We start from the raw sequence: 24,832 nt of genomic DNA, 5'->3' as shown, positions 1-24,832 counted from the left end.
ATTAAACTTCCAATTTATCGAAATGTAAATCAAGGATTTACCTAGGATTTTTCAATTTTATTCGATTACTAAGTATTAATAATGAGTATTATAATTCATCTTTAAACCAAAGTTTAAGCTCGGGGAATTAAGGGACTATTGATTTGAATAGGCTTAAAGTACTCTTTGTACACCTCATGTTTCAAACGAGATAAAAAGATTAGGGATATGTATTAACTAATGGAATCAACTACTCTTAGACCAATAATGGTAGTTGATAGTATCAAATAGGAATGCTTAAAGACCAAATTTTTTTTTGATAATTAATTACTTAATGAAGTTACATATTGCGGGTATCGATTTTTAAAACTTAAAATAGCTTTTGATAAGGAACTCTTAGGATCCTGAATTTGTATATAACAATTTTCTATACAACGGGTTATAGCCATTAAAACCCAAGTGGCAGCATACATGTTTCGTCTTTTTTCAGGATTGAGTTGGTCAAATAGAGATTCTAATAAATAATTATCAGCATCTTTTTCTTGTGTCTTTTGTTCAAAAAACACATCTAAATTAAAGCACATTACTGACCAAGCTTCTATACCACGACAAGACTCATAATAAATTGAACGAACAGAAAGGGCGCCCGGAGGGCTTAATTTTCGCTTATCGACGTTACCAGTAGCATTCCAAAAATAAATATCTTTAAATTTAGAATTTGCTTCCTTTAATAGGTCCCAATCATTTTTAGTTTTACCGTAGTCCTTTATGATATTATCATATTGATTAACTGAAACAGAGGAATTCTCTTCAGTTGAAAAATAGCCATTAGCATTACTTTCAGCAGATGTTAAAAGTAATAAGGATTCATAGTTGGAGCAACCCTGTCTTTCTCCGATAATTTTCAGTTTATTGATATATTCAATATGATTTACACTTGATTTTGAATAGTCAATTAAAACGCTTCCATGGTCTTCTGTGTCAATAGGCTCAATACCTAAATCTATTTCATACCACGTCGCAATATGATTTGCAAGTGCGGCAATAGCAGGTTTCATTCTGTAAGAGTTACGTCGTTTTTGGTATTTATAATAATCTATTTTTTTGTTTCGAGATATTTGCCAATCACATAATAAAGAATACCGAACTAACTGTTCTTTACCTCCATTTGCAATTACAATATTATTGCTTCCAAAAATACTAAAGAGTATATCTCGTTCTAATTGATGACAATCTTGAGCTTCATCAATATAAGCAATTCTACCAGCCCTAAAACCACTTAATCCTTTTTTGTATCTTGTTTTAAGCTTGTCTAGATTAATTCTTCCACTTCCGTCTTTTTCAAGAATTTCAGGTTGTAGACCCATTACATTTTCTAGTAGATTATATTTACTTATGACATCTAAATCGCTTAAAAAGGTATCTAAATTAGTTGTTGCTTGAAGAATACGTTCAAGAACTTTATGATAATCTTTTAGAAATATATTTGAACTTTCAAGATTACCTAGCTTACTTAGCTTGTCATTTCGATAAGTTTTAAATTGTTTAGCTGTTTCCTCTTGATTTGGTAAACTTTTTAAAGATTCTAAATGTTGAATAAATAAAATTGCTTCACGTTTTGTTCCTTCAGCAATGCTCCATTTACTTTGAACATACATTAACAGTTTAGCAAGACTAATGTGATTTTCTGATTTCCGAACAGAATTAAAATATGTTTCAACTTGTAACCATCTGGAGTCTATGGTATTTGTCAATTCATTTATTCGGTTTTCAGTAAGTAATAATAGTACTCCTAATTTTTTAGCCAATCTATAAAAATAACTATGTATTGTGTATGCCGTAGTAGGTTGTTTTGTTTTTCTATCTTCAGGAGATAACCTATTTGTATAACTTTGTATTTGTGAGGAAATATCATAAACTAATAGGTGATTGTAAGTTAGAAATACTCCCTTACGACCGTCTACACTTAAACGCAACATCCATTTTAATATATCTGATGATTTTCCAGTACCAGCTTTTCCATTTACTTCAACTAATTTGGAGCCTATATTTTTATATGCCTTTATTGATGCATCATCTAGTTTACTCTGAATTCTGTCAATCTTTTTTTTCGTGATATACCCATCTATACTGTCTTTTGATGCGCGTTCAAAAATTTTTTTAATATGTATCTCGAATAGAATATCACTATCATGCCATTGTTTGTAACCGGGCCATTTAAAATAATGATTTAACTTGATTACTTCCTCAACTTTATCATATGTAAATTGATTATTTATAAGTATGTTGTTTAAGGTGTGTGAGCTCATGGTATTTTTAATCCACGTAATCGGATGAACAGTTATGAATCTCCTATCTAAACAACAGTTAGTACTTAAATAATTGGTTAAGCCCCATTTAATTTTATTTGCATCTTCCTCAAAATCTATATAAACCCCATCGATTTCTATTAAACTCCCATTTATTTTAATATTTGAATTATTGTATTCATTTACAATAGATACTGCAATTATCTGATTTTTGACGTAATGCCTGTCATCAGCTGTTTCTACACGATACCAACTTCTTTCCTTTTTTGGAATATTTAATAAAATAATAAAGTCAATAGTAGTTTGGGAAGAGACTGAAACAGGGAAATTATTTAAAACTATTACTTCAGCTTCTTTACAAGTGTTATGTAGCTTTTCAATTATTGAATCTTTTAAAGCTTCATAATTCAGATCAGCGTTAGTGCCATTTATTTTCGACAAGGATAGATCCATTTTCTATTTTTTTAAATTCCCAAGTACATTTTGTCTTATCAATTTTCATTTGATATTATTATGAACTTTATAATATAGTTTTAAAAATGGTAATTTTTTTTATACGAGAAGTACGGTTTCCCGTAATTGGCTAATATTTTATTTCCTTACTATTGATCAATCTTATTTTTAAATGATATTCGCCTAACTCTGCAATAACTCTGCACAATTAAATATTATCTTGCCAAAAATTCCATTTAAAAGTAAATTATGGCCAATAGCAAACACGCACATTTTCGATATAATATTCTAGATGAGTACTTCAGGAAAAGATCACTTTATTTCGATGAACTTTTAGTGGCACTAAACGAAGCAATAGAAATACGCTACCCAAATGAGAGTGTCTCTATTAGAACCTTAAGAGAAGATTTAAAGGTGTTTAGAGATAAGAAGAAAGGTTTTGGAGCACCTCTACCGGAAAAAGCAAGAGTTCTAAAGTATTCTAATCCTAATTTTTCAATCGCCCAGCGACCTTTGTTGGATTATGAACAATATCTAATTGATGCAGCACAGCAGTTACTAGAGAGGTTTGAGAATGACCCTAAATATGATCGATTGGCAGAAGCTTTAGTAATATTTCAAGACGAGGAAGATAAAGATGAGAAGGAGTCAACAAATAATTTGTTTTTTGATCATAATGATGAATATAAAGGAATTCAATATTTGAAGCCATTATACATGGCGATAAAGAAAAAGCAGGTTTTAGAAATGACTTTTAAAGGGTTTAATAATAAAGAACCCCATATTTTTAGGTTTCATCCTCATATTTTAAAGCAGTATAACAGAAGGTGGTTTGTTTTTGGTTTTAATGAAACTCTAGGTGTAAAAGAATGGAGCATTCCTTTAGATGAAAGAATAATAGACTTCAGTATTCTAGAAGAGAGCACTTATAAGGAAACAGATACTAATTGGGGGCATTTTTTTAGAGAAATGGTAGGGGTTAGAAGAAATAAGGGTCAACTAGCTGAAAAGGTGGTATTACGTTTTTATAATGGTAGAGAGCGTTACTTCAAAACAAAACCATTTGTACCGGACTATGATGAGTTTTTTGAAGAAGAAAAAAGTGACCAAGTTTGGTTTGAAACCATAATAAACCCAGAACTAGTTCAACAAATATTGTCTTTTGGTAGCGATGTTGAAGTCTTAAAGCCGGAAAGTTTAAAGGAAGAAATGAAACTACATACAGATAAACTCTATAATTTTTACAAATAACTAAATGTGCGCTTACGCTGCACTTTATAATATTTTCTTTGTAAAGATTATAATTAAAATGGATGATTTATTAAATAAATATCCAGATAAACTGAACTAGCAAGATGCGAAAAATTACCGAGAAATTGAATTCAAAACTTAAGTCTCATTTTAGAGAATTGGACAAATTAGGACTGGCAGCTGAAGACAGTGGTATAATATTATATCTATTGACTTTATTAAAAGAGAAAATAGATTTTCAAATCAAAATGGACAGTAATCCAGTCCACAATGACTTGTCGCTATTCCAAAATGAAGATGCAAAATTGGAGCTCAGTGTCGAGGAGATATGGATTGAACTTAATGATGTCCCACAAGCCCAGAGCTATTTGATTGAGGTGAATAAAATTTTCAACGCTAAGTTGAAAGTACTTTCTATTAAATCTTATGAGAAAATAATTGATATTCTTGAGAGTCTTTTTGAAGGCGATTTAGAAAATCAATTTTCTCAAATATTCGATTTATTTCTAAATCTTATTGCTGAGCGCCAAGGGAAAAAAAGTGGAGAATTTCTTTTACCAACTGAAATAAGCGATTTTTTAATGGATTTGGCGCGCCCAAAAAGCGATGCAAAAGTTTTTAATCCATTTGCCGGCTATTCTACGTTTGGAACTAAGCTAAAAGAAGAGCAGTTATATCATGGTCAAGAAATAGATAAGCTAATTTGGGCGATTTCAATGATGCGATTAAATGCGTATGACAGACTTGAGAAATCAGTTTTGCAAAATGCTGATACTTTCACAGAATGGCCAAGCACTAGTAATTATGATCTGGTAATTGCCAATCCACCATTTAAATTAAGATTAACTGAGAATCAGCAAGTTGAATTTCCGGGAATCAAGACTGTAGAGTATTTTTTCATTAAGGAAGGTTTTAATTTGTTAAATGACAAAGGCAAGTTGATTTCATTAGTCCCCCTAACGTTTTTAAACACTTTGAGTAGTGAAAAGGAGATTAGGAAGCAGCTTATAATTTCAGATGTTTTAGAAACTGTAATCACTTTTCCCGGAGGGCTTTTAATGCAGACCAATATACCCTTTGCCATATTAGTGATTAATAAGGGAAAAAAGAATAAGAATTCTGTGTTGTTTGTTCAGGGAGACAAATATGTGAAACAGGAAAACAAGCATAAAAGGTATTTAGAGGCCAATGAATTGCTAAAAAACATTACAAGTAAGTTGTCAGGTTACTCAAATAATAATTTAGTTAAAGAGCCTAGTGCGGTATATGGAACAAATTCTTCTTCAGGGAACACCTTTGAAATATCTAAGGAAAGAATTATTGAGCACAAGTTTAATTTAGATATAGAAAGGTATTTTTTAGACGATTTACCGGGAACTCCATTAGGTGATATAGTCAAAATTCTCCCATTTATTTCTAAGGCAAAGGTAAATCGCTGGTATTTAAAAAATGCTCCGTTATCCAGCTCAGTAAAAATGCTAGTTGATGATGTTGACTTGATAAAAGCTAAATACGTTGGTATTAAAGATCTGAAAAATGACGCATTAGATTATCATTTAGATGATCAACTTTTAGAGGAATCGGTATTAAGGAAAAACTGGAGTATTGTTAAGGGAAATTCATTTCTAATATCTTTAATAGGTAAAAGTTTTAAACCGACGTTATTAAACTCAGATGATCCCTTTATTTATGTTTCATCATTAATTTTGCCTATAGAAATTGATACTACGTTAGTAGATTTAGATTGGTTCGTAAATCAGTTGTATAATATTCATCTGACCAATCAGGTTAGTTCTTTAAGTGCAGGTTTGCAAGTTCCTCGTTTGAGTAGAAAAGACTTTTTAAGTCTTAAAATCAATCTGCCATCTTTAAAAGAGCAAAGACAGGAAATAGCAAATTTAAAAGGGACCAACAATGAAATTGAATCTCTTGAAACAGAAATTATTCAGCAAAATTCTTTTTTAAGACATACGTTAGCCGGACCAGTAACTGATTTAGAGGATGCAATCAAAAATATTGATGCTATTGTCAGCAATATTGAAAGAGACTCTCTTCCTAATATCAGGGGATTGAAACCAACAGAAAAACATTTATTTACTCTTGGAGAATATCTAGAAGATTCGAAAAAATTTAGCGCTATGATTTTAGAAACAGTTAAGAGTAAACTAAATGCATCTTTAGATATTGAAAGTAAACCGCTCTCTAGAATTGATTTACTAGAGTTTACGAAGTCATATGTAAATAGAAAAAATAGTACATATCCAGATTTTGATATGTTACTGGAATATGATGAAATTATATTTATTGACTCTGATGGAAATGAAATCAAAAGGTATATTAAAGCAAATGAAGAGTTATTAATTAGAATGTATGATAATTTGATAGAGAATGCGATAAAACACGGTTTTACTGATAATTCAAAAAAACGAATTGAATTTTACATTAGTGCTTTCGTAGAAGACGATGATGATAATGCCATTATGCTCTTAGTATCAAATACTGGAAAGCCATTTCCTGAAGATTTTGATTTTCGTAAATTAACTATAAAAGGATACGGGTATGGAGATAATCATGGAGACGGTTTTGGTTGGTGGTATATCAACGAAATAATCAGAAAGTTTAAGGGAAAATGGGATATTATAGACGAAACTGGAGGGGAAGGTTTAGTGAATACAGACCTAGCAACTTCCGTTGAACTAATATTTCCACTAATTGAAAATTATGAAGAATTATAGAGTAATCTGGTTTGATGATGAGCATGAAACCAGAAAAAAAATTAGAGAAAAAGCTCATTTAAATGACATTACCCTAGTTGGTTTTAGTAATGCCAAGGAAGGAATAGAGGAGTTGCGTAAAAACATTATGATGTATGACGCTGCCTTATTAGATGGTATTTTTTACAGCACCCCAGATGAGAAAGGCACACCAACAGAAGATGATGCTATGGGCGAAGTAGCAAGAGCTTTATTAAGATTTGAAAGTCAGAAGTTCCTGCCCTGGTTTATACTTTCCGGTCAGTCTTCATTTACCAAGGAAAAAAACAGACATGCGGAGTCATTTAAAAATGGGCAGGTGTTTGATAAATTTGGCGACGATGAACATTACTCTTTATTATGGGATTCTATAAAAGCTGAAGCGGATAGACAATTAGACACCAAAATTCGTCATAAGTATTCAAATATTTTTGACTTATGCACAGATAACTACCTAGGACAAAAACATGATTTTAGGCTATTAAGGGTTTTAACAGATTTAGAACAACCAGAATTGATAGTTAATAGCGAAGACCTTCTTACTCCTATGAGGAAAATAATAGAAGCTGTTTTTACAAAATTTAATGAAATTGGAATTATACCAGATGACATTGTCAACAACCCGGGATGGATAAATGGATCAAGCTTGTTTTTAAATAATAAGCATAACGAATATACCCATAATGAAGATTTTGTGCCTCCGGTTATAGCAGAAAGCATTTTCAGATTACTTCGTATCACTCAAGATGCTTCTCACAATGAAGGCAGTAGTTTGGGTGTAGATAGCTATGTAACAAGCTCTACCAATAATTACCTATATCAAAGTAGTATTTACCTTTTGCTAGATATTTTAGATTGGAGCAAGAACTTTATGGATCAGAACTCTAATAAAGAACTAAACATTTTGAAATGGAAACAGCATTTAAAAAATGAATCTACTCCTATTTTCGAAGGTATTATAGCACAAGATGATTCCGGTAATTTCTTTTGCGGGCAATATCTGTTAAATAGAAAATATGTGGGAGGAAATAACATTTTAGGAGATAGAATTGCAATTACTGAATCGATAGAAAATAGAATTCAATACCTAAAAGAAGCTTACCCTTATTTTGCTTTAAAGTACACTACAATTCAGAATTAGTGCAACTATTCTGCATAGATATTTTCTAGTTTTGTTTCAATCTTAAAAGATAATGCTATGCAGAACAATACCACCATTCAATGTCCAGATTGCGGAAACCAAATAGATGTCAATGATATATTAAAACATCAAATAGAAGATGGTCTTCGTAAAGAATTTTTAAAAGAGAAAAATGATTTAGTTAAGGCTCAAAAGCTAAAAGAAGCGGAATTAGAAAAGGAAAAGGAAGAGTTCGAGGCTAAAAAGAAACTAGAGAACAAAATGTTTCAAGAGCGTCTTGATAAACAGAGTAAAGAAGCTGAAGTAATCATTGAGAAAAGACTAAAAGCTAAGTTAGAAGAAGATAATCAAGACCGGGTAAAGGCTATGCAGAAAGAGCTTGCAGAGAAATCTGAAAAGGTTAAAGAGTTATTCAAAAAAGAAGCTGAAATTGAGAAGTTAAAACGAGATATAAACGAAGTAACTGCCTTAGCAGAGTTACAAGCTCAGAAAGAATTAGCCTTGCAATTGGCTCAAGAAAGGGAGAAAATTAAAAAGCAGGCAGACGCGGCGTCAGAGTTTAAAATTAAAGAATTGCAGAAGCAGTTAGAGGATCAGAAAAACTTGGCTGAAGAAATGAAGCGAAAGCATGAGCAAGGTTCTATGCAGTTGCAAGGTGAAGTAATGGAGCTAGCTATAGAAGAATGGCTAATGTCACAATTTCCATTAGATACAATAGATGAAATTAAGAAAGGTGTCAATGGAGCAGACTGTATACAAGTTGTTAATACGAGAGAGCAGATAAATTGCGGCACAATTTATTATGAAAGCAAGCGTACAAAAACTTTTCAGCCGGCTTGGATAGAAAAGTTTAAAAATGATATTAGAGAAAAGGGAACTCATATAGGCGTGTTGGTGACAGAGGTAATGCCAAGTGACATGGATAGAATGGGGATGAAAGAAGGAATTTGGATTTGTACCTATGATGAATTTAAAGGATTATGTGCTGTTCTTAGACAATCTATTGTTCAATGGAGTCGCTTAAAGGAGAATCAAGAAAATAAGGGTGACAAAATGAGTTTACTTTATGACTTTCTTACAAGTAATGAATTTCATTTACAAATGGGCGGTATTGTAGAAGGGTTCACTCAAATGCAATTAGATTTGATTAAAGAGAAAAATGCTATGGCTCGTATTTGGAAGCAAAGAGAAAAGCAAATTGAAAAAGTGGTAAATAATGCTGTTGGTATGCATGCCTCTATAAAAGGGATTGCCGGTAATGCAATTCAAAGTATTCCGGCTTTAGATTTAATAGATTCTGACTCAGATACTATTGAAATTAGTTAAATTGAACATACATATCAATTTCAAATAAATGAAGAAAGATAAATCTCAAACATATCCATTAAACATCTTAGAGCAAAAAGATTTACATGCTTTATACAAAATGTTTGGTCTTGTTTTAAAAGATAAACAGTTTGAAAGATTAGAAAAAATACTTCCAAAGTTATTGTTACCGGCAAATGGTTTTCTTCAATCTGAAATAGATTATGATCATTTCATGAATAAGTTGGCGAATAAAAATAATATTATTCTTGACCATTTTGAGTTCACCCACGAAAAGGAAGCTTCACTATTTCAGAAATTATTTGCCAAAAATTTTAATGAATTAACTAGTGAAGAAAGAGAAAAATTTATTGAAAATTTAAAAGTTAAAGGTTTAACTACAGAGCAAATAACGGCATTAATGGGTTTTACAACAGTTGGTGCGGTAAATTTATCTGGTTTTGCAGTTTATGTATTAGCTGCAAAAACAGCCTCTGTAATTGCAAATGTCTTTAATCTTACCTTACCATTTGTTTTCTATACTACAATGTCTAAGGTGATAAGTGTAACTACCAATCCTGCAGTTGCAGCTGCAATAGCTGGCACTCAATTCTATAATGTGTTTAAAGCCTTTGAAGGTGTTGAAAATTGGGGTGAATTTAAAGACCGTTCGGCAGAGCATTATAATGGTTTTCAAAAAACCGGAAAAGCTATTTTAAAAGGAAATTATGAAGCAGGCGAAGCAGCTTTTAAATATTGGGCTAGTTGTCGAATTATTAAAATATACCAAGCACAAGAAGAACTAGACTTGACCTGTAAAAACACAGATCAACAATTAAATAAGAAAAAGGAGTTTAAAGAAGAAAGGTTGAATTTTGATGAAAAAATTCAAGAGTTTGAGCATAAGCTTGAATCTAAACAAGTAGAGATAGAAAGGCTGAAAAATCAAATAAGCGAGCTCGAAATACAAGCAAGAGCTATAAAGGATGAAAAGGCTTTAGTACTCAAAAAACAGCAGCATATAGATGAGAATATAAATGCTGTAGAAATAGAAATAAATAAGGAAAGCGATAAAAGGAAATCATTAGAGCAAAGGCTTAAAAAATTAAAAGAATAACTTAAATCCTCTTCTTATGCAGAAAAATAAAACGACTCCGGCTAATATTAGTGAGTGCTTTACTCCAGAATTGACCAAATCATTTAAACTTGAAGCAGATATAGCTTTAAAAACAATGAAATTAGATAAGGTTATTTTGGTATTACAAAAATACGGGATAGACAAGTTTCAAGATTCAATAGATTTTATTGAAGCCTTAAGTGAAATTTTTGTGCAGTGGAAAAAAGAAGGGCAAGGCTCTGTATTGGTAGATGAAGTTACTACTTCAGGCAGTAAGTGTATAGCATGTGAAATTGGTAAAAATGTTGTAGTATACGATTTTAGCTACCAACATATGAAAGCACCAGAACCAATGAATAGGTTGGTTTATGGTTGGGATTTTGGAATTTTGTTTGACATTAGAAATGAAATACTTTTTGAAATTAGGGTCTGTAATGCATTTTTGAATAAATCAGATTTGCAGAAATTACGAATAAGTTAAGGGCAACAATTTGTGCAAATACTTCGCACAATATTTTTCTAGGTTTGCTATATGTTTAACTTTTAAATCTTTTAAATGAAATTTACTAATTTCCTTTTTGTACTAGCATTTGTATTTACCTCTTTGGTTAGAGCTCAAGAAACCTATTCCATTGGTAATACAGAGTATTATTATAATGAGACCTATAGTACCACCGGTAAGCCAAAAGTTAAGCGCAGTGCGGCAAATAAAAGACATTTTTTACAAAATATGGGTTACGAACATACGCCAGAGGGTTATGAAATTGACCATATTATACCGTTATCACAAGGTGGTAGTGATGACCCTAGTAATATGCAATTATTAACAGTGGATCAGCATAAAGCTAAAACAGCTAGAGAGCGTGCCGGGTCTAGTTTTTTTTCCGGTCTGCCTACATTTTCAAGCTATTCTTCAACTACTATCCCTTCCAGTTATTATAGTTCTAACTCAACCAGTAGTTTTGATAAAACATATTATACAGGATCAAATGGTGGTACGTATTACTATAATTCTAACGGAAATAAAACATATGTAAAGAAGAAAAGCTATACCTCTACGAATACATCTTCTTATTCGATATCGCCACCTTATAATTCAAGTAGCAGTCGTACTTTGCATACTGGGTCACGTGGTGGCACGTATTACATCAATTCTAACGGGAATAAAACTTACGTTAAAAAGAACTAGTGAAATGAGTAAACTATACCCAATAGATGATTTGACGAGAGAAGAAATTCAAGTGCTTTATAATTTATTTTCTATTGAGAATAAAGACAAAGAACATGAAAAATTAACAAAGAAACTCTCTAAAATTCTGTTACCGGGCAATGGTCTTTTGCAGTCTGGTTTAAGCTATTCAAAGTTCATAGAAAAAATAGCTATTAAAAACAATATAGATTTGCCTAAAGACGCTTCTTTTTATGAAAAGGAAAAAACCTTATTTGTAAAGCTATTTGCAAAAAGCTATAACGACATGTCAGATCTGGAAAAAGAAAAGCTTATTAAAGCGTTAAGTGATAACGGTCTTTCAAAAGAACAAGTTGCTTCGGTAACGGCGCTTGCAACTATCGGTGCTGCTCAACTTTCTGGTTTTGGGGTCTATCTTTTGGCATCTTCCACGGTGGGTACTTTGAGCTCGGTAGTGGGTGTTACACTGCCATTTGCTTTTTACACGGGGATGTCTAAGGTAATAAGTATAGCAATAGGTCCTGTTGGGTTCCTTCTTGCTGCATATCCAATTTATAAAAGTTATAGGGGGATATCATCTGTAGATGAATTTATTGATCGTTCTAAAGACCATTATCAAAATATTGCAAAGGGTAGCAGTACTTTTTTAAAAGGTAATTATGAGTTGGCAGAAACGGTATTTAATTATTTAGCCGGATTGCGAATAATGAAGGTAAAACAAATAGAAGATAAAATTCTCACTTTAAATAATGAGGTAGCTACAACAGAAAAATCAAAAGAAGCACTTATTTTGGAGGTCAGAAAACTACAAAAAGAAGTTAACCGGTTAAATCATGAAATAACTAATAAAAGAGATTTTATAAAGGATAACACCAGTGCCGTAAAAATTTTAAAAAACAAATTATTCAGTTTAAAACATCCAGGAGTTAAAAAAGTAGATCTTGATAATATGGGGTCAATTCCATACAGAGATTAAATTATAAAATATATGATCACAGGAGAATTAAAATCACAAATAGACCAGATTTGGAACACATTCTGGACCGGCGGTATCAGCAACACTATTACCATAGTAGAGCAACTTACCTATCTCATTTTTATAAAAGATTTAGATGAGACCGAAACGCGTAACGAACGTATGGCAAAAAGGCTAGACAAAACTTTTAAGCCAATTTTTGGTGATAACCAACAAGATTTTCGTTGGAAGAACCTAAAGGAGATGGATGTTAACGAACGCCATGCCATTTTCGGGAACACGGTAGATGGTATTTTCCCGTTTATCCGTTCATTGGGTAAGGAGAAAAGTTTGTTCAGCACCTATATGAAAGGGGCAACATTTGGCATTTCTAAACCTGCGGTATTAGACCAGGTAATGGAAAAGCTGGAACGTATAGATATGACAAACCAAGACACCAAAGGTGATATTTATGAATACCTGCTTTCCAAGTTAGAAGGTGGTGGTACGGCTGGGCAGTTTAGAACACCAAGGCATATTATCAAACTAATGGTAGAGTTGATGAAACCTACTTTAGAAGACAGTATTTGCGACCCTAGTGCCGGTACTGCAGGGTTTTTAGTGTCCGCTAAAGAGTATATAGATAAGCACTATGATGTAACCGAGTTGGATAAACGCAACGAGCATATTAACAAAACCATGTTCAATGGTACCGAGTTTGATGCTACCATGCTGCGTATTGCCTGTATGAACTTGTATTTGCACGGCGTAGAAGAACCCAATATTGTAGATGTAGATGCAGTAAGTAAAGATAATGAGGTAAGCAATGCCTATACCTTGGTACTTGCCAACCCACCTTTTAAAGGTACTATTGATAAAGAAAGTATAGCCCCGGGCTTAAAGAACGTAACCAATACTACCAAAACGGAGTTATTATTTTTAGCGTTGATGCTACGCCAGTTAAAAACCGGTGGTCGTGCAGCGGTAATTGTACCAGACGGAGTATTGTTTGGTAGTGGAAAGGCTCATAAAAGTATACGAGAAGAAATTATTGCTAACCATAAGCTAGAAGCTGTTATTTCTATGCCTAGTGGAGTGTTTAAACCTTATGCAGGTGTAAGTACTGCCATTATCATTTTTACCAAAACAGGATCTGGTGGCACAGATAATGTATGGTTTTACGATATGCTGGCTGATGGTAAAAGTCTGGATGATAAGCGTAATGTATTAGTTGATGAAGAGTTGTTTGATGCGTTCTCTTATGGCGAAGGTTTAAAACTGGAAGAACTTGCTGAAGCACATGACAAGTTTAACCTGCCGGATATTCTAGCTCGTTATCCAAATAGAAACTCGGAAGTTGAGCGTAGTCGAAACCGCACAGAGCAATCGTTTACGGTACCTTTTAAAGAATTGAAAGAAAACGATTGGGACCTTTCTATTAATCGCTATAAAGAAATTGTGTATGAGCAAGTAGAGTATGACGCTCCTTCGGAAATATTGGACCGTATACGAAAGATTTCAAATGATAGAAACGAACTGATGTCACAACTTTCAAAAATTAATTAAATGAAATTAGAAAATTGTGTAGATGTTCTATCTGGATTTGCTTTTAAATCAAAATTATTTAATACTGAAGATAGAGGTTTGCCTTTAATAAGAATTAGAGACGTGACTACCAACAGCATTTCAACTTTTTATGAAGGAGACTATAAGGATGTATACCTAATTGACAATGGAGATTTGTTAATTGGAATGGATGGTCAATTTAACTTAATAGAATGGCAAGGGGGGAAAGCTCTTTTGAATCAACGGGTTTGTAAATTAATCCCAGACAATGGTAAAATAGATAAGAGCTTTATAAAGTATTTAGTTCCAAAGTCTCTGAAAGAAATAGAGGATCGAACCTCTTTTGTTACGGTTAAACATTTATCGGTTAAAAAAATTAAGGACATAGAGTTACCAACTTTACCCCTAGAAACCCAAAAACGTATTGCCCAGATTTTAGATGATGCCGCAGCGTTACGAGATAAAACCAAAGAACTTCTAAAAGAATATGACCTACTGGCACAAAGTATCTTTTTGGATATGTTTGGGGATCCGGTGAATAACCCGAAAGGATGGGAGAAGGTCAAAATGGAAAAGCTCATGAAAATTCAAAGAGGAGGGTCACCTAGACCAATTAAAAACTATTTAGGAGGGGAGTATCCTTGGATAAAAATTGGAGATGCTACTAAGGGCGACGATATTTACCTTTATGATACAAAGGAAAAAATTATTGAATCAGGTTTAAGTAAGACTAGATTACTTCCTAAGGGAAGTTTAATTTTTGCAAACTGTGGAGTTAGTCTAGGTTTTGCGCGAATAATTGAATTTGAAGGCTGTATTCATGATGGTTGGTTGGCTTTCTCGGAGATTGATGTAAACGTATTGAATAAAATTTTTGTTCTAAAAGCATTAAATAATATTACTCAATACTTTAGAGATATAGCTCCGGATGGTACACAACCAAATCTTAATACAACAATAATGAAACAATTCGATTTGATATTACCTCCAATATCATTACAAAATATATTCAATCAAAAACTAATTTTAATTACCAAGCAAAAAGAATTAGCCAAACAAGAATTACAAGAAAGTGAAGATTTGTTTAATTGTTTATTACAAAAAGCGTTTAATGGAGAGTTAGTTTAAAAGTTATTGTCATCATGAGTAAACGAGGTACAAATAGCGCAAAATTCATTAGAGGTAAAGATTGGAAGAAAGGGCATACGGGAAATGATATAAACACACAAAGCAATATTTGATGAAAATGAAGTTGAATATCATGTGTGTTTATTCAAAACAAGCTTAAGCGGAAATTAAGTCATAGCTCAATTTGAATTTTTCAAGTTATCAAAAAAATAAGTAGAAACATTAATTGCTTAAGGTTGGAAAGAAATATAGGTCTAGCTAAATCAAAAGACTTCAAATATGCTGATCATTTTAGGAGTCATTTAAATGCGCTTTTAGTAAACTTATATGATGATGCAATAATAGAAGGGTGTATTATAACTTTTACTGATCAAACACATAAAGGGATTAGATTTAGGATTCACCCTAATGCCATGTATGCAGATTTAAGTGAAGATTTTAAAGAGCAACATCCAAGATTCAAAAGAAATGGTTACCACAGTTTTCATGAACTTATTAATACAGGTTTAAAATGGACGGGCTCTAGTGGCAGCTGTTATATGTACCCGTGGGATAGAGATAAATTTTATGATTCTAAACTGGGCATGGAACAAAAAGCAGTATTTTTCGTTATGGTAATGCAGGTGGTTCTAAAGTTCATGACAAAGACCACATAATTATATTAAATTTATATAGTTCCCTCATAAATAGTTTAACAAGGTAAACCTTAAAATTGATGAAATTCTCCAATAGATATTGTCAATTTATAAAAGGTGATATAATTGTTTATAATACATATTATTTATGAGTGAAGACTCAAACATACGTTTAAAAAAAGTTCTTCGAGAGTTAAAATTACCAATGGTAACGGCTTCTAAAATATTAGAAGAACATGGGTATGGTAATTCATATAAGCCTTTAACAAAAATTACAACAGAGCAGTATCAAATTTTAAAAGATGCTAAACCTTCTATAGACGTTAAAAAAAAGTCTAAAAAACCACGACAAACAGTTGTTCGTAAAACCAAACCAGAGCTACAAGATTTACTTATTAAAATAGAAAAAATCTGCGTTGGTCAACCCCTTAGAAAAATTGCAGTAGTTTTCGATATTCCAGAAGAGGTAATTATAAAACTAGGCAGTGCTTCCATCCCTTATTGTACGCTTGAGCACCGTGTTACTAAAGAAAATTTCACATCCTTAAAACCTATACTATCTGTATATGTAGAGAAATTTCTTGAAACCCTCCCCCCAGAGCAATCGGTAATTAAAAGAAAGAAAAAGAAAAAAAGAAACCAAAAACCATCGGCATATAATAAAATGTCGAACTATACTGGTCTTGTACGCATCATTTATACAAATATGTAATTTATGACGAACCCCTACCAAAATTATTCTTTCATTGATTTAATTTCCGTAATTAAGGAGAATAAATTTCTTCCAGATACGAGTATAGCTGATGTTAGTAATATTCTACCTATAAAAATTTTGGATGAAAGAGATGGTATATTATTGGTTAGAACCTTACGTAAAGAAAACTTTTTTGAAGAAGCTGAAATTTTTCACGATAAATTAAAAAAGAGGTACCCAAGCTCCGAGGGACTGAAAATGGAGGCATTATGGCTCTTATTTTCAAGTAAAGTATGTAATAACTTTAATAAACAATATAAAGTTGATGCATTACAAATTCTTGATGCAACTTCTCAAACAGACCCTAAGACTAAACTCATATATGAAATAACAGCATTAATTTGTATATCGAGATTATTAAAAGATAATCAATATATAGAAGCATATAAATTGATCACTAAATTAAACCCTTCAGCACTTAGCGACAAAGGTCGAGAAGGTAATAATGGCATTTTTTATCCTTCCAATAAACAACAATATTATAACTATAAGGCAAAGAGTTTAATCGGAATGAATAAAGTTGAGTCTTACATTAATTGGGTTTTTGAATATTTGGGCTTTTCAAAGCAAAAAAAAGAAGAATTTGTTTCATTTATTATTGCATCATGTAAGTACAAAAAATACAATGGTTCTATTTTAATTCTTGATGCTGTTTTAAGTAATTACTTATATTTATTTGACTTAGATTTAACCTTAAAATCGTCATATTTACCATCTAAATCAGCATCTTCTAATAACTATTTACTTAGTGAGCTTAGTCAATACTCATTTTGCCCAGTTAGTTATGTATTAAATAAAAGTTACAGTATTACTTCTAGAAAACCATTAGATTTATCCACTAAATGGATTGGTACAAAAGATGGGTTCTATGACCGATATCTAAAGTATAACAATGGCTCTAGCATAGACAACTGTTTTCAATATTACTCCAGTATCTATATTGAAGGTGTTCCAAGAACCGTAATTATGGAAGAGAATTCACTTGCTATTTTTGAGGAGCTGTTTAAAGGCTCAATTATAATTAATAACCATTTAGACAACGTTGTAAAAACTTTAAAAAGTGACGATGGTCAATTAGTTGGCGCACCTGACTATTTAATAAGGTTGGCAAATGGTAAATTGGTTGCCATATCTGAAAAATTTTCAAAATCAAGTTCTGTTAGTGCTTCAAAAATATATAATTCAGACGTAATAGCATTAGAAGCATATTTAACAAAATTCAGAAAACAAAAAATAAATTATGCGTATTTAATTAACTGGAATTGGTCTATAGAAAATATCCCAAATCAAGCTTCAGGTCCAGATATTAAAAAGCTATTTATTAATAAAGTTCAACTTCATTTAGTAGAGGCAGAAACATCAAGAGAAAATTTAATCAATCAGGTTGTAGATAAAATTGAGGCTTTAAAAACAGGAAAAACTTTACAGTATTCTAATTTAGGTTTTGCAAACAAATGTCTTAATTGCAGTGTATACAGCTATTGTGAACATAAAAACGGCAATAAAAAAAAATTACATCTTCCTTATAATGCATAATACCTACGATACACAGATGATTGACTTCAAAGAAGTAATTGAAAAAATTGACGAAGCGCAAAAGAGTACCATTATGCCTCTAACTGAGTTTAGAAAGAAAAAAAGCACATCAAAATTACCCACAAAAAGTAGAGGGTTATATTGGCTTTGGTGTAAAACAGATTTTCAAAGTATTTCCTTTGAGCCAAGCAAAAATGGTTCTGCTCATGTTCCTTTAGACGTATTGATTAATACAAGAACAGGTCTTGAACATATTTGTAAAGAAGAACACGAAGGGTTTGTAATGGTTTACAATGGTATGGGCGGGTTTAAAACCTGGGGTAAAAAAAGTACCTATGGTTTAAGAGCGCGTATTAACCAAGAGTGTATTAGTAATAATGTAAAGACAGGAACATTAAATATAGAGGCTAGAGGTTTTAATCGTGAAGATTGGATGGTTAGTTTTTTCAATTTTGAAGATAAAAAAAACGATTCAATTTTAAGATTATTAGACCCTGATTTAAATAAGGATAAAATTTATGAGGATTTAGCAAACACATTAGAGGTTTTATGGCGTTTGCATTATGGGGTTCCTATTTTTTGTAGATATTAACCTTTTAAAATTAGGTAAACCATAGATTTCAAAGTTTAAAATTTTTTATATTAAATATCATTAAACTAGTATGGCAGAGACGAATTTTCAGTTTTTAAAAGAAGAGTTTAAAGTTTTATTTGATCGTGTTCAAAAAGCAGAAAGCTTTGTCATAACAGATCCAAGAACATCATTGGTATACAGTAGAATGGCGCTTGAAGAAGCTATTAACTGGATGTTTATCAATGATGAAGAGCTTGAAATGCCTTACGATTCTAGTTTAAATAGTTTAATGATGCAACCACAGTTTAGAGAGCAATTTAACCACAAACTGTATAATGAACTTCACATAATAAGAAAAGCAGGAAATTTAGCATCGCATAACAAGCCGGTAAATGATGTTGATTCATTAAAGGCTATAGATTCTCTCTTTTATTTTTCTAAATGGTTTATTAAATCTTATTCTACCAAGGAAGTTGGAGATTTAGGCATTTTTGATTTTGACCTGATTCCTAAACAAGGAGATAGTGCTCTATCTAAAAAGGAACTTGATAAGTTACAGCAAAAGCTAGATAAAGAACTTAGTACTTATCAAGATGAACTTAAAGCCAAGGAAGAGGAAAAACAGGCTTTAGCAGCAAAGAATGACCTTTATCAAAAGCAAATAGAAGAGCTTCAAGCTCAAATCGAGGCAAAAAAGATTGAAGCTAATGAGCAAGACGAAGTTAAGCACCCGCGTAATGAGGCAGAAACTCGTAAATATCTTATAGATGTTGCCCTACGAGAAGCCGGATGGGACTTAAAGGGTGTTAATGATAAAGAATATAAGGTGTCGTACATGCCTAAGTCCACCAATAAAAGCAAGACCGGCTATGTAGATTATGTACTTTGGGATGATGATGGGTTGCCATTGGCATTGGTAGAAGCAAAGAGGTCTATTGAAAGTGTTACCAAAGGAGAAAACCAGGCACAATTGTATGCTGATAGCTTGGAAAAAATGCACGGTCGTCGCCCAGTTATGTATTATAGCAATGGCTATGACACGTATTTATGGGATGACCAGTTTTATAAACAATCAAGACCGGTACACGGGTTTTATACAAAGTCAGAACTACAGACTTTAATGTATAGAAGAACACATAGAAAAGATATTCGAACAGCTGAAATTGACACAGAAATTGCTGGTCGAACGTATCAAATGCGATCTATAAAAAGTATAGCAGAACATTTTTCGGGCAATGATAAAAGCTCAGGAAAGCTGATAGGTACAAATAGAGGCTCTTTATTGGTTTTAGCAACAGGCACAGGAAAAACCCGTACCTCAATTGCATTTTCAAAATTGCTCTTAGAAAACAATTGGGCAAAAAGAATTTTGTTTTTAGCTGATCGCATTAGTTTGGTAGAACAGGCAAAGCGAAACTTCGTCAAATTTTTACCACAACATGCCAGCGTAAACTTATTGGAAGAAAAAGATAACCCAGATGCCCGTATTGCCTTTTCTACCTACAAGACAATGATGGGTTTAATTGATGGTAGAAAGAATGATGATGGTAGATTTTATGGAGTAGGACATTTTGATCTGGTGATTGTAGATGAAGCCCACCGTTCCATTTACAAAAAGTATCAAGCAATTTTCGAGTATTTCGACGCTCTTTTTCTCGGTCTTACGGCAACACCAAAGCATAGTATCGATAAAAATACCTATCACATATTTGGGTTGCCAGATAAAACACCAACAGATGCATATACTTTTGAAGAAGCTGTTGACAATGATCATTTGGTACCATATAGGTCAATAGAATTACCAACAAAATTTCTTCGAGAGGGTATAAAGTATGATGAATTATCTGAAGAAGAAAAAGAAGAATTTGAAGACGAAATTTTAGACGGTGAAGGAGCTAGTGGTAATGAATGGGTACCTAGTAGTGACTTAAATCAATGGTTGTTCAATAAAGATACCACAATCAAGACCCTTACGTATATATTAAAAAACGGAATTAAAAAAAGAGGTGGAGATGAGTTAGGCAAAACAATAGTATTTGCTAAAAATAAAAAACACGCCCAATTTTTAAAAGACACTTTTTTAGAATTGGATAAGGAGCTATTCGGTAATGACTATGTAAAAGTGATTACCCATAGTGAGCCAAAAGCAAAGGAATTTATAAATAGATTCTGTGATGAAGAAAAGGAACGTTTACCACAAATAGCCGTTTCGGTAGATATGATGGATACCGGTATTGATGCTCCTAGTTGCGTAAACCTTGTATTCTTTAAACCTGTTAGGTCATTTACCAAATTTTGGCAAATGATAGGTAGAGGCACTCGTTTGCGACCAAATTTATTTGGAGCAGGGAAAGATAAAACTCATTTTTTAATATTTGACCTATGTGGAAATTTCGAATTTTTCAAAGAAAATCCGGAAGGTATAGAAAGTAACTCTCAAAAAAGTCTAACTGAAATTGTTTTTGGTCTTCGCTTACAATTGGCTCAATACCTAAAAAGTAGTCAATTTTTAGAAAATCAGAAATTGCAAGACTATAGAACTGAGTTATTAGATGGTCTACATAGAGACATTACTAATTTAAATATGGAAAGATTTGATGTCAAAATGAAGTTGAAGGTAGTGCATGACTATGGTAATGATAATAGAGAATTATGGAATCATCTTTCTAAAAGAGAAGTTAAGGAAATTGAGGATGAATTAGCACCATTGGTTAAACCAGCAAAAGAGGATACAGATTTAGCTCGTTTCTATGATAGGTTAATTTATTCTCTAATTATCAAAGGACTTGAAACACCTAATAAAGAAGAATATTTCAACTCGTTTGTAGCACCTATAACAAAGGTGGCAGAAACTTCTAAAAAGTTATTGAAGAAAACTACTATTCCGATGGTAAAGGCAAAAGAAGAGCTGATTAAGCAACCTTTGGAAGAACAGTTTTGGAAAATTGAAGGTATTTCACATTTAGAAAAGTTAAGAAAAGGCGTACGTGAATTGATAAAATATATAGACCCTGTTGACCAAAGATATGTGACTACAGACTTTGAAGATGTTATTTTAGAAGACAAGATTGTAACAACAGATATGGTTAGTGAAAATGAGACTAGCTATAAGACTTCACCATTTCAAAACAATTTGCACCGATTAGAAAAGGTGGTTAGAGAAAATGAAGATCACTTAACCATTATTAAAATAAGAAAAGGGGAAACCATAACTACCCAAGAGCTCTCTGAATTAGAAAAAATGCTTTTCAAAGATGGCATAAATAAAGATGAAGTAACGAAGGAAATGGGAGAAGATTTAAATCTCATTAAATTTGTTATTTCCCTTATGGGCTTAAGCGCAGAAAAGGTAGACCAAGCATTTGCCAAATTTGTTAATGAGTATCAATTAAGTGCTGTTCAAGTTGAGTTTTTAGATACTATTAAAAAGTTCATAACATCCAATGGTAAAATTGACCCCAGCAAGTTATATGAATCACCCTTTAAAAATTTTCATAGCATGGGTATTGATGGGGTATTTAATCAGCAACAAGCAGATACTATTTTCAGTATTGTAAAGGACTTTAACCAAGCTAATTAATGTTAAAAGCATTCATATTAGTGCAGTTACTCTGCACATAAAAATCATAATATTGCAGTGTTAATCTTTTAAACCTGTACATATGACTGCTTATCAAAATCACTGGAATGCCGAAATCGAAACATTGTTATTTCAATTAGATGCTCCCAAAGCACTTGAGTTGAATATTATTGATACTCTTCAAAACTCCAAGCGAACAGGTATATTCCCTAATCAAATAATCAATGCATTACGTATTGGATTATCAGTAAAGGAGGGAAATCAAAATATGGCATTTGTTGCTTCTATGCAGAGTGGTAAGTCAGGGACCGTATATTTCTTGTGTAACTATGTTTTACCAGCGATTGGGGTGATATCCAAATATGAGTCTATTTTGTTTGTAACCAGTATGCGTGATACGGATTTGTATGATCAAAACTGTAGGGTTTTGCATAAAGAGTATTATGACGCCTCAACGGAAGAGATGAACCCTTCTAATATTAAGGTGATGAAAATGAGTGATTTTTTTAATCATCCTAACCCTCATAAAGTAGTAAATGAGTTTAAAGTTCAGTTGATCGTCAGAGATGAGGACCAATATGGTTGTGGAGAAGAATCCAGTTTTCAATTGGCATTTTTTAGTGAACTAAGAAGAAGAATGCCAGATATAAAACTTTTGGCTGTTAGTGCTACTCCGTATGATATCTTAGATGCACAATACTCGGGAACGGCAGATGTTGACGTCATTGTAGGTGTTAGACCGCCGGAATATTATGGGATTTCAGAAATGTTGGAAGATGGTTTAATAGAAGATTTGCCAGAGTCATTTAAACCGCTACAGTCTCAAGAAATAGATGGTGATAAGGTTTTTAATGTTCACCCTAAAGTTCTTTCATTTATGGGTCACCTTTGTGGGTTTGATAGTGGGTTGGGTATAATAAGAGAGTCAAGTACCACTAGGGCACTGGAGCTTAGAGCCCTTTTGAAGAAAGATTTTAAAAGGCAATGTGAGGTAATTGCTATTGGTTCTAACTCATCTTGTGATTTTGGGATTAATGAAGGTATTAAGGAAGTGTCTAGTTTAATAATGAAGCGAGGAAAACGTGTTGTTTTAATTATTGTTCAAGCATTAACTGCCGGTAAAGATTTAGGTATTTTAAAAGAAAAAATACGTTTCGGGATAGAGCCAAGAGATCGTCAATTGGCAAATGGAGCCCAAGGAATAACCGGTCGTTTTTGTGGGTATCACAAAAACCGCGATTTCAAATTACTTGCCAGCTTACCATTGTTAAGGCATTATGCACAGTTTGAACAAGATTGGGAAGTATTTGCAGATGAGGAATGGAGAAATGAGTTGTATAATAACAACGTGAAAGGGTTAAGTACTCATACGAAATTTGTTAAGACACAATCAGAAGGAATGTTTACACCAATTGTAAGTATTGAAGAATTGTCGTATTCTCAATTAATAGCAGATGGAGGAAGAGAGAAGCTTAGTTTTATTGACGATGATGCTTACGATAGACTTCTCGATTATTTTGAGTCAACATTTTATGAGGTTTCTACAAAAGGTACTCGCTTTAAGCAAAAAGGAATAACCGTTCGTATAGCATCTAGCTATAACCAAAGTAGCAATAGAGTTTACAGAAACTGGGATTGTTCTTTACAACATGATTTTGGTAGTGTATTCTTTAAGAAGAATCCATACGAGTACGGAATCCTAATAAGTAATTACCCAGAAAGTGATGAACGAAATGCATCCGGGTTTACAGGCATAAAAATCTTGCGTTCAGGCAAAGGAGAATGGAGAACACAGGAAACTAATGTTCAAAATAATTCTATGTACGGTGATAGTGATGCAGCTTAATTTTTAATTACAATAGGACTAGTTACACTCTTCATATTTGTTATATGACCATAGCGTTTATCTTTAGCTTTTACAGGAATTATTAATATAAAAGAATATAGTGTAGAGTATGGAGTTAACCCTAGAAAATCACTTCTTTTCACTAAAAACATGCTTCATTAAATATGCATCCATTTCATCATCAGTAGGTATTTTACTTTTAAATGTACTTTTCTTAATAAAGATTTTTTCAGTTGATTGTGGTATTAATTGTTCTAATAGAAGTTCTATTCTTTCCAATCTTCTTTCAATGGATGTAAGAGTGCTTTCCATGTTTGAATATTTTCAATCAGTTATAAATTTCTCATCTTCAACAAAAGTTTAATCTGATTAATATCTTTTTGCAGGGCTAAGATGTCTTCTTTTGTTGCAGGTATGGCATTGGGTGCAAATATTTTTTTGAGTCCGTATGACAGGCTATCTGCAGCAATATTCCCTAAGGCAGAATTGGCTACAGAATTAAAGTTAACGCCATCGTTGTTGTCTTTCTTAATTGGCGCAGTGACCGTCGTCTTATCTTGTTCTACCAATGAATTATCTTTTACCTCTAAGTTAGTCATTTCACTTTTTTGGTAATGACCAGGGACATATTTGTATTGGTTCCTTTTATAGCTTGCCATAGTTTTACAACTAACGCAGCAGTAGATATGGTTCTTTCTTCTGGGGTTAAATAATTCATTACAATGCTTACAATATCTCTCCATAGGGTACTATTTTGTGAG

At 32.5% G+C, this 24,832-nt stretch carries 20 protein-coding genes; 16 read left to right on the top strand and 4 right to left on the bottom strand.

The window, feature by feature from the left end; genetic code table 11:
• Positions 1-302: 302 nt before the first annotated feature.
• Positions 303-2,741 carry a hypothetical protein gene (locus tag VBZ51_RS08385; protein WP_416576631.1) on the bottom strand — a complete coding sequence of 813 codons (2,439 nt, stop codon included), beginning with the start codon at positions 2,739-2,741 and terminating at the stop codon, positions 303-305.
• 249 nt (positions 2,742-2,990) lie between these two features.
• On the opposite strand from VBZ51_RS08385, the gene VBZ51_RS08380 reads away from it, so the two are divergent.
• The 16 genes from VBZ51_RS08380 (at position 2,991) to VBZ51_RS08305 (ending at position 24,071) form a co-directional block, all read left to right on the top strand.
• The gene (locus tag VBZ51_RS08380; RefSeq protein WP_416576630.1) at positions 2,991-3,992 is read left to right on the top strand and encodes a helix-turn-helix transcriptional regulator; all 1,002 of its coding nucleotides are present in this window, start codon (positions 2,991-2,993) and stop codon (positions 3,990-3,992) included.
• 104 nt (positions 3,993-4,096) lie between these two features.
• A complete protein-coding gene (locus tag VBZ51_RS08375) occupies positions 4,097-6,727 on the top strand; it encodes an N-6 DNA methylase (RefSeq protein ID WP_416576629.1) in 2,631 nt (876 codons plus the stop codon).
• Positions 6,714-7,886 carry a hypothetical protein gene (locus VBZ51_RS08370; protein WP_416576628.1) on the top strand — a complete coding sequence of 391 codons (1,173 nt, stop codon included), beginning with the start codon at positions 6,714-6,716 and terminating at the stop codon, positions 7,884-7,886. Before VBZ51_RS08375 ends, VBZ51_RS08370 begins: the two co-directional genes overlap by 14 nt.
• 57 nt (positions 7,887-7,943) lie before the next feature.
• On the top strand, positions 7,944-9,212 hold the full coding sequence (locus VBZ51_RS08365; RefSeq protein ID WP_416576627.1) for a DUF2130 domain-containing protein: 1,269 nt from the start codon (positions 7,944-7,946) through the stop codon (positions 9,210-9,212).
• 28 nt (positions 9,213-9,240) lie between these two features.
• Complete coding sequence (locus VBZ51_RS08360) at positions 9,241-10,308, top strand: hypothetical protein (protein WP_416576626.1); 1,068 nt, start codon at positions 9,241-9,243, stop codon at positions 10,306-10,308.
• Positions 10,309-10,324: 16 nt separating this feature from the next.
• Complete coding sequence (locus tag VBZ51_RS08355) at positions 10,325-10,789, top strand: hypothetical protein (protein ID WP_416576625.1); 465 nt, start codon at positions 10,325-10,327, stop codon at positions 10,787-10,789.
• Between the two features lie 75 nt (positions 10,790-10,864).
• Positions 10,865-11,497, top strand: coding sequence for an HNH endonuclease signature motif containing protein (locus VBZ51_RS08350; RefSeq protein ID WP_416576624.1), 633 nt, complete (start codon positions 10,865-10,867; stop codon positions 11,495-11,497).
• A gap of 4 nt (positions 11,498-11,501) precedes the next feature.
• Positions 11,502-12,473, top strand: a complete 972-nt coding sequence (locus VBZ51_RS08345) for a hypothetical protein (protein ID WP_416576623.1) — start codon at positions 11,502-11,504, stop codon at positions 12,471-12,473.
• A gap of 12 nt (positions 12,474-12,485) precedes the next feature.
• Positions 12,486-14,018 carry a type I restriction-modification system subunit M gene (locus VBZ51_RS08340; RefSeq protein WP_416576622.1) on the top strand — a complete coding sequence of 511 codons (1,533 nt, stop codon included), beginning with the start codon at positions 12,486-12,488 and terminating at the stop codon, positions 14,016-14,018.
• Positions 14,019-15,146: a restriction endonuclease subunit S gene (locus tag VBZ51_RS08335; protein ID WP_416576621.1), complete on the top strand. Its 1,128-nt coding sequence runs from the start codon at positions 14,019-14,021 to the stop codon at positions 15,144-15,146.
• Between the two features lie 236 nt (positions 15,147-15,382).
• Positions 15,383-15,802 carry a hypothetical protein gene (locus VBZ51_RS08330; protein WP_416576620.1) on the top strand — a complete coding sequence of 140 codons (420 nt, stop codon included), beginning with the start codon at positions 15,383-15,385 and terminating at the stop codon, positions 15,800-15,802.
• Positions 15,803-15,929: 127 nt separating this feature from the next.
• Positions 15,930-16,493, top strand: a complete 564-nt coding sequence (locus VBZ51_RS08325) for a hypothetical protein (protein WP_416576619.1) — start codon at positions 15,930-15,932, stop codon at positions 16,491-16,493.
• 3 nt (positions 16,494-16,496) lie between these two features.
• Positions 16,497-18,071 carry a hypothetical protein gene (locus tag VBZ51_RS08320; RefSeq protein ID WP_416576618.1) on the top strand — a complete coding sequence of 525 codons (1,575 nt, stop codon included), beginning with the start codon at positions 16,497-16,499 and terminating at the stop codon, positions 18,069-18,071.
• Positions 18,019-18,663: a hypothetical protein gene (locus VBZ51_RS08315; protein ID WP_416576617.1), complete on the top strand. Its 645-nt coding sequence runs from the start codon at positions 18,019-18,021 to the stop codon at positions 18,661-18,663. The genes VBZ51_RS08320 and VBZ51_RS08315 overlap by 53 nt, the downstream gene beginning before the upstream one ends.
• 70 nt (positions 18,664-18,733) lie before the next feature.
• A complete protein-coding gene (locus VBZ51_RS08310; protein WP_416576616.1) occupies positions 18,734-22,225 on the top strand; it encodes a DEAD/DEAH box helicase family protein in 3,492 nt (1,163 codons plus the stop codon).
• An 82-nt stretch (positions 22,226-22,307) separates the two neighbouring features.
• Positions 22,308-24,071, top strand: coding sequence for a hypothetical protein (locus VBZ51_RS08305; protein WP_416576615.1), 1,764 nt, complete (start codon positions 22,308-22,310; stop codon positions 24,069-24,071).
• A gap of 129 nt (positions 24,072-24,200) precedes the next feature.
• Here the strand turns inward: VBZ51_RS08305 and VBZ51_RS08300 are convergent, their stop codons facing one another.
• The 3 genes from VBZ51_RS08300 to VBZ51_RS08290 are packed head-to-tail and all read right to left on the bottom strand — an operon-like array spanning position 24,201 to position 24,789.
• Entirely contained in the window at positions 24,201-24,383 is a 183-nt protein-coding gene (locus VBZ51_RS08300) for a hypothetical protein (protein WP_416576614.1), read from the bottom strand.
• 20 nt (positions 24,384-24,403) lie between these two features.
• Positions 24,404-24,670: a hypothetical protein gene (locus VBZ51_RS08295; RefSeq protein WP_416576613.1), complete on the bottom strand. Its 267-nt coding sequence runs from the start codon at positions 24,668-24,670 to the stop codon at positions 24,404-24,406.
• Positions 24,667-24,789, bottom strand: a complete 123-nt coding sequence (locus VBZ51_RS08290) for a hypothetical protein (protein ID WP_416576612.1) — start codon at positions 24,787-24,789, stop codon at positions 24,667-24,669. Before VBZ51_RS08290 ends, VBZ51_RS08295 begins: the two co-directional genes overlap by 4 nt.
• Positions 24,790-24,832 lie beyond the last annotated feature (43 nt).

The organism is Maribacter sp. HS (assembly GCF_048059195.1).
Classification (GTDB): domain Bacteria; phylum Bacteroidota; class Bacteroidia; order Flavobacteriales; family Flavobacteriaceae; genus Maribacter; species Maribacter dokdonensis.
Note: the sequence above shows the minus strand (reverse complement) of the source record. Positions and strands in the feature narration are given on the sequence as shown.

Bases quoted from the DNA above. Each gene is read 5' to 3' on its own strand.
- VBZ51_RS08385 (WP_416576631.1), bottom strand. From the start codon at position 2,741: ATGGATCTATCCTTGTCGAAAATAAATGGCACTAACGCTGATCTGAAT.
- VBZ51_RS08380 (WP_416576630.1), top strand. From the start codon at position 2,991: ATGGCCAATAGCAAACACGCACATTTTCGATATAATATTCTAGATGAG.
- VBZ51_RS08375 (WP_416576629.1), top strand. From the start codon at position 4,097: ATGCGAAAAATTACCGAGAAATTGAATTCAAAACTTAAGTCTCATTTT.
- VBZ51_RS08370 (WP_416576628.1), top strand. From the start codon at position 6,714: ATGAAGAATTATAGAGTAATCTGGTTTGATGATGAGCATGAAACCAGA.
- VBZ51_RS08365 (WP_416576627.1), top strand. From the start codon at position 7,944: ATGCAGAACAATACCACCATTCAATGTCCAGATTGCGGAAACCAAATA.
- VBZ51_RS08360 (WP_416576626.1), top strand. From the start codon at position 9,241: ATGAAGAAAGATAAATCTCAAACATATCCATTAAACATCTTAGAGCAA.
- VBZ51_RS08355 (WP_416576625.1), top strand. From the start codon at position 10,325: ATGCAGAAAAATAAAACGACTCCGGCTAATATTAGTGAGTGCTTTACT.
- VBZ51_RS08350 (WP_416576624.1), top strand. From the start codon at position 10,865: ATGAAATTTACTAATTTCCTTTTTGTACTAGCATTTGTATTTACCTCT.
- VBZ51_RS08345 (WP_416576623.1), top strand. From the start codon at position 11,502: ATGAGTAAACTATACCCAATAGATGATTTGACGAGAGAAGAAATTCAA.
- VBZ51_RS08340 (WP_416576622.1), top strand. From the start codon at position 12,486: ATGATCACAGGAGAATTAAAATCACAAATAGACCAGATTTGGAACACA.
- VBZ51_RS08335 (WP_416576621.1), top strand. From the start codon at position 14,019: ATGAAATTAGAAAATTGTGTAGATGTTCTATCTGGATTTGCTTTTAAA.
- VBZ51_RS08325 (WP_416576619.1), top strand. From the start codon at position 15,930: ATGAGTGAAGACTCAAACATACGTTTAAAAAAAGTTCTTCGAGAGTTA.
- VBZ51_RS08320 (WP_416576618.1), top strand. From the start codon at position 16,497: ATGACGAACCCCTACCAAAATTATTCTTTCATTGATTTAATTTCCGTA.
- VBZ51_RS08310 (WP_416576616.1), top strand. From the start codon at position 18,734: ATGGCAGAGACGAATTTTCAGTTTTTAAAAGAAGAGTTTAAAGTTTTA.
- VBZ51_RS08305 (WP_416576615.1), top strand. From the start codon at position 22,308: ATGACTGCTTATCAAAATCACTGGAATGCCGAAATCGAAACATTGTTA.
- VBZ51_RS08300 (WP_416576614.1), bottom strand. From the start codon at position 24,383: ATGGAAAGCACTCTTACATCCATTGAAAGAAGATTGGAAAGAATAGAA.
- VBZ51_RS08295 (WP_416576613.1), bottom strand. From the start codon at position 24,670: ATGACTAACTTAGAGGTAAAAGATAATTCATTGGTAGAACAAGATAAG.
- VBZ51_RS08290 (WP_416576612.1), bottom strand. From the start codon at position 24,789: ATGAATTATTTAACCCCAGAAGAAAGAACCATATCTACTGCTGCGTTA.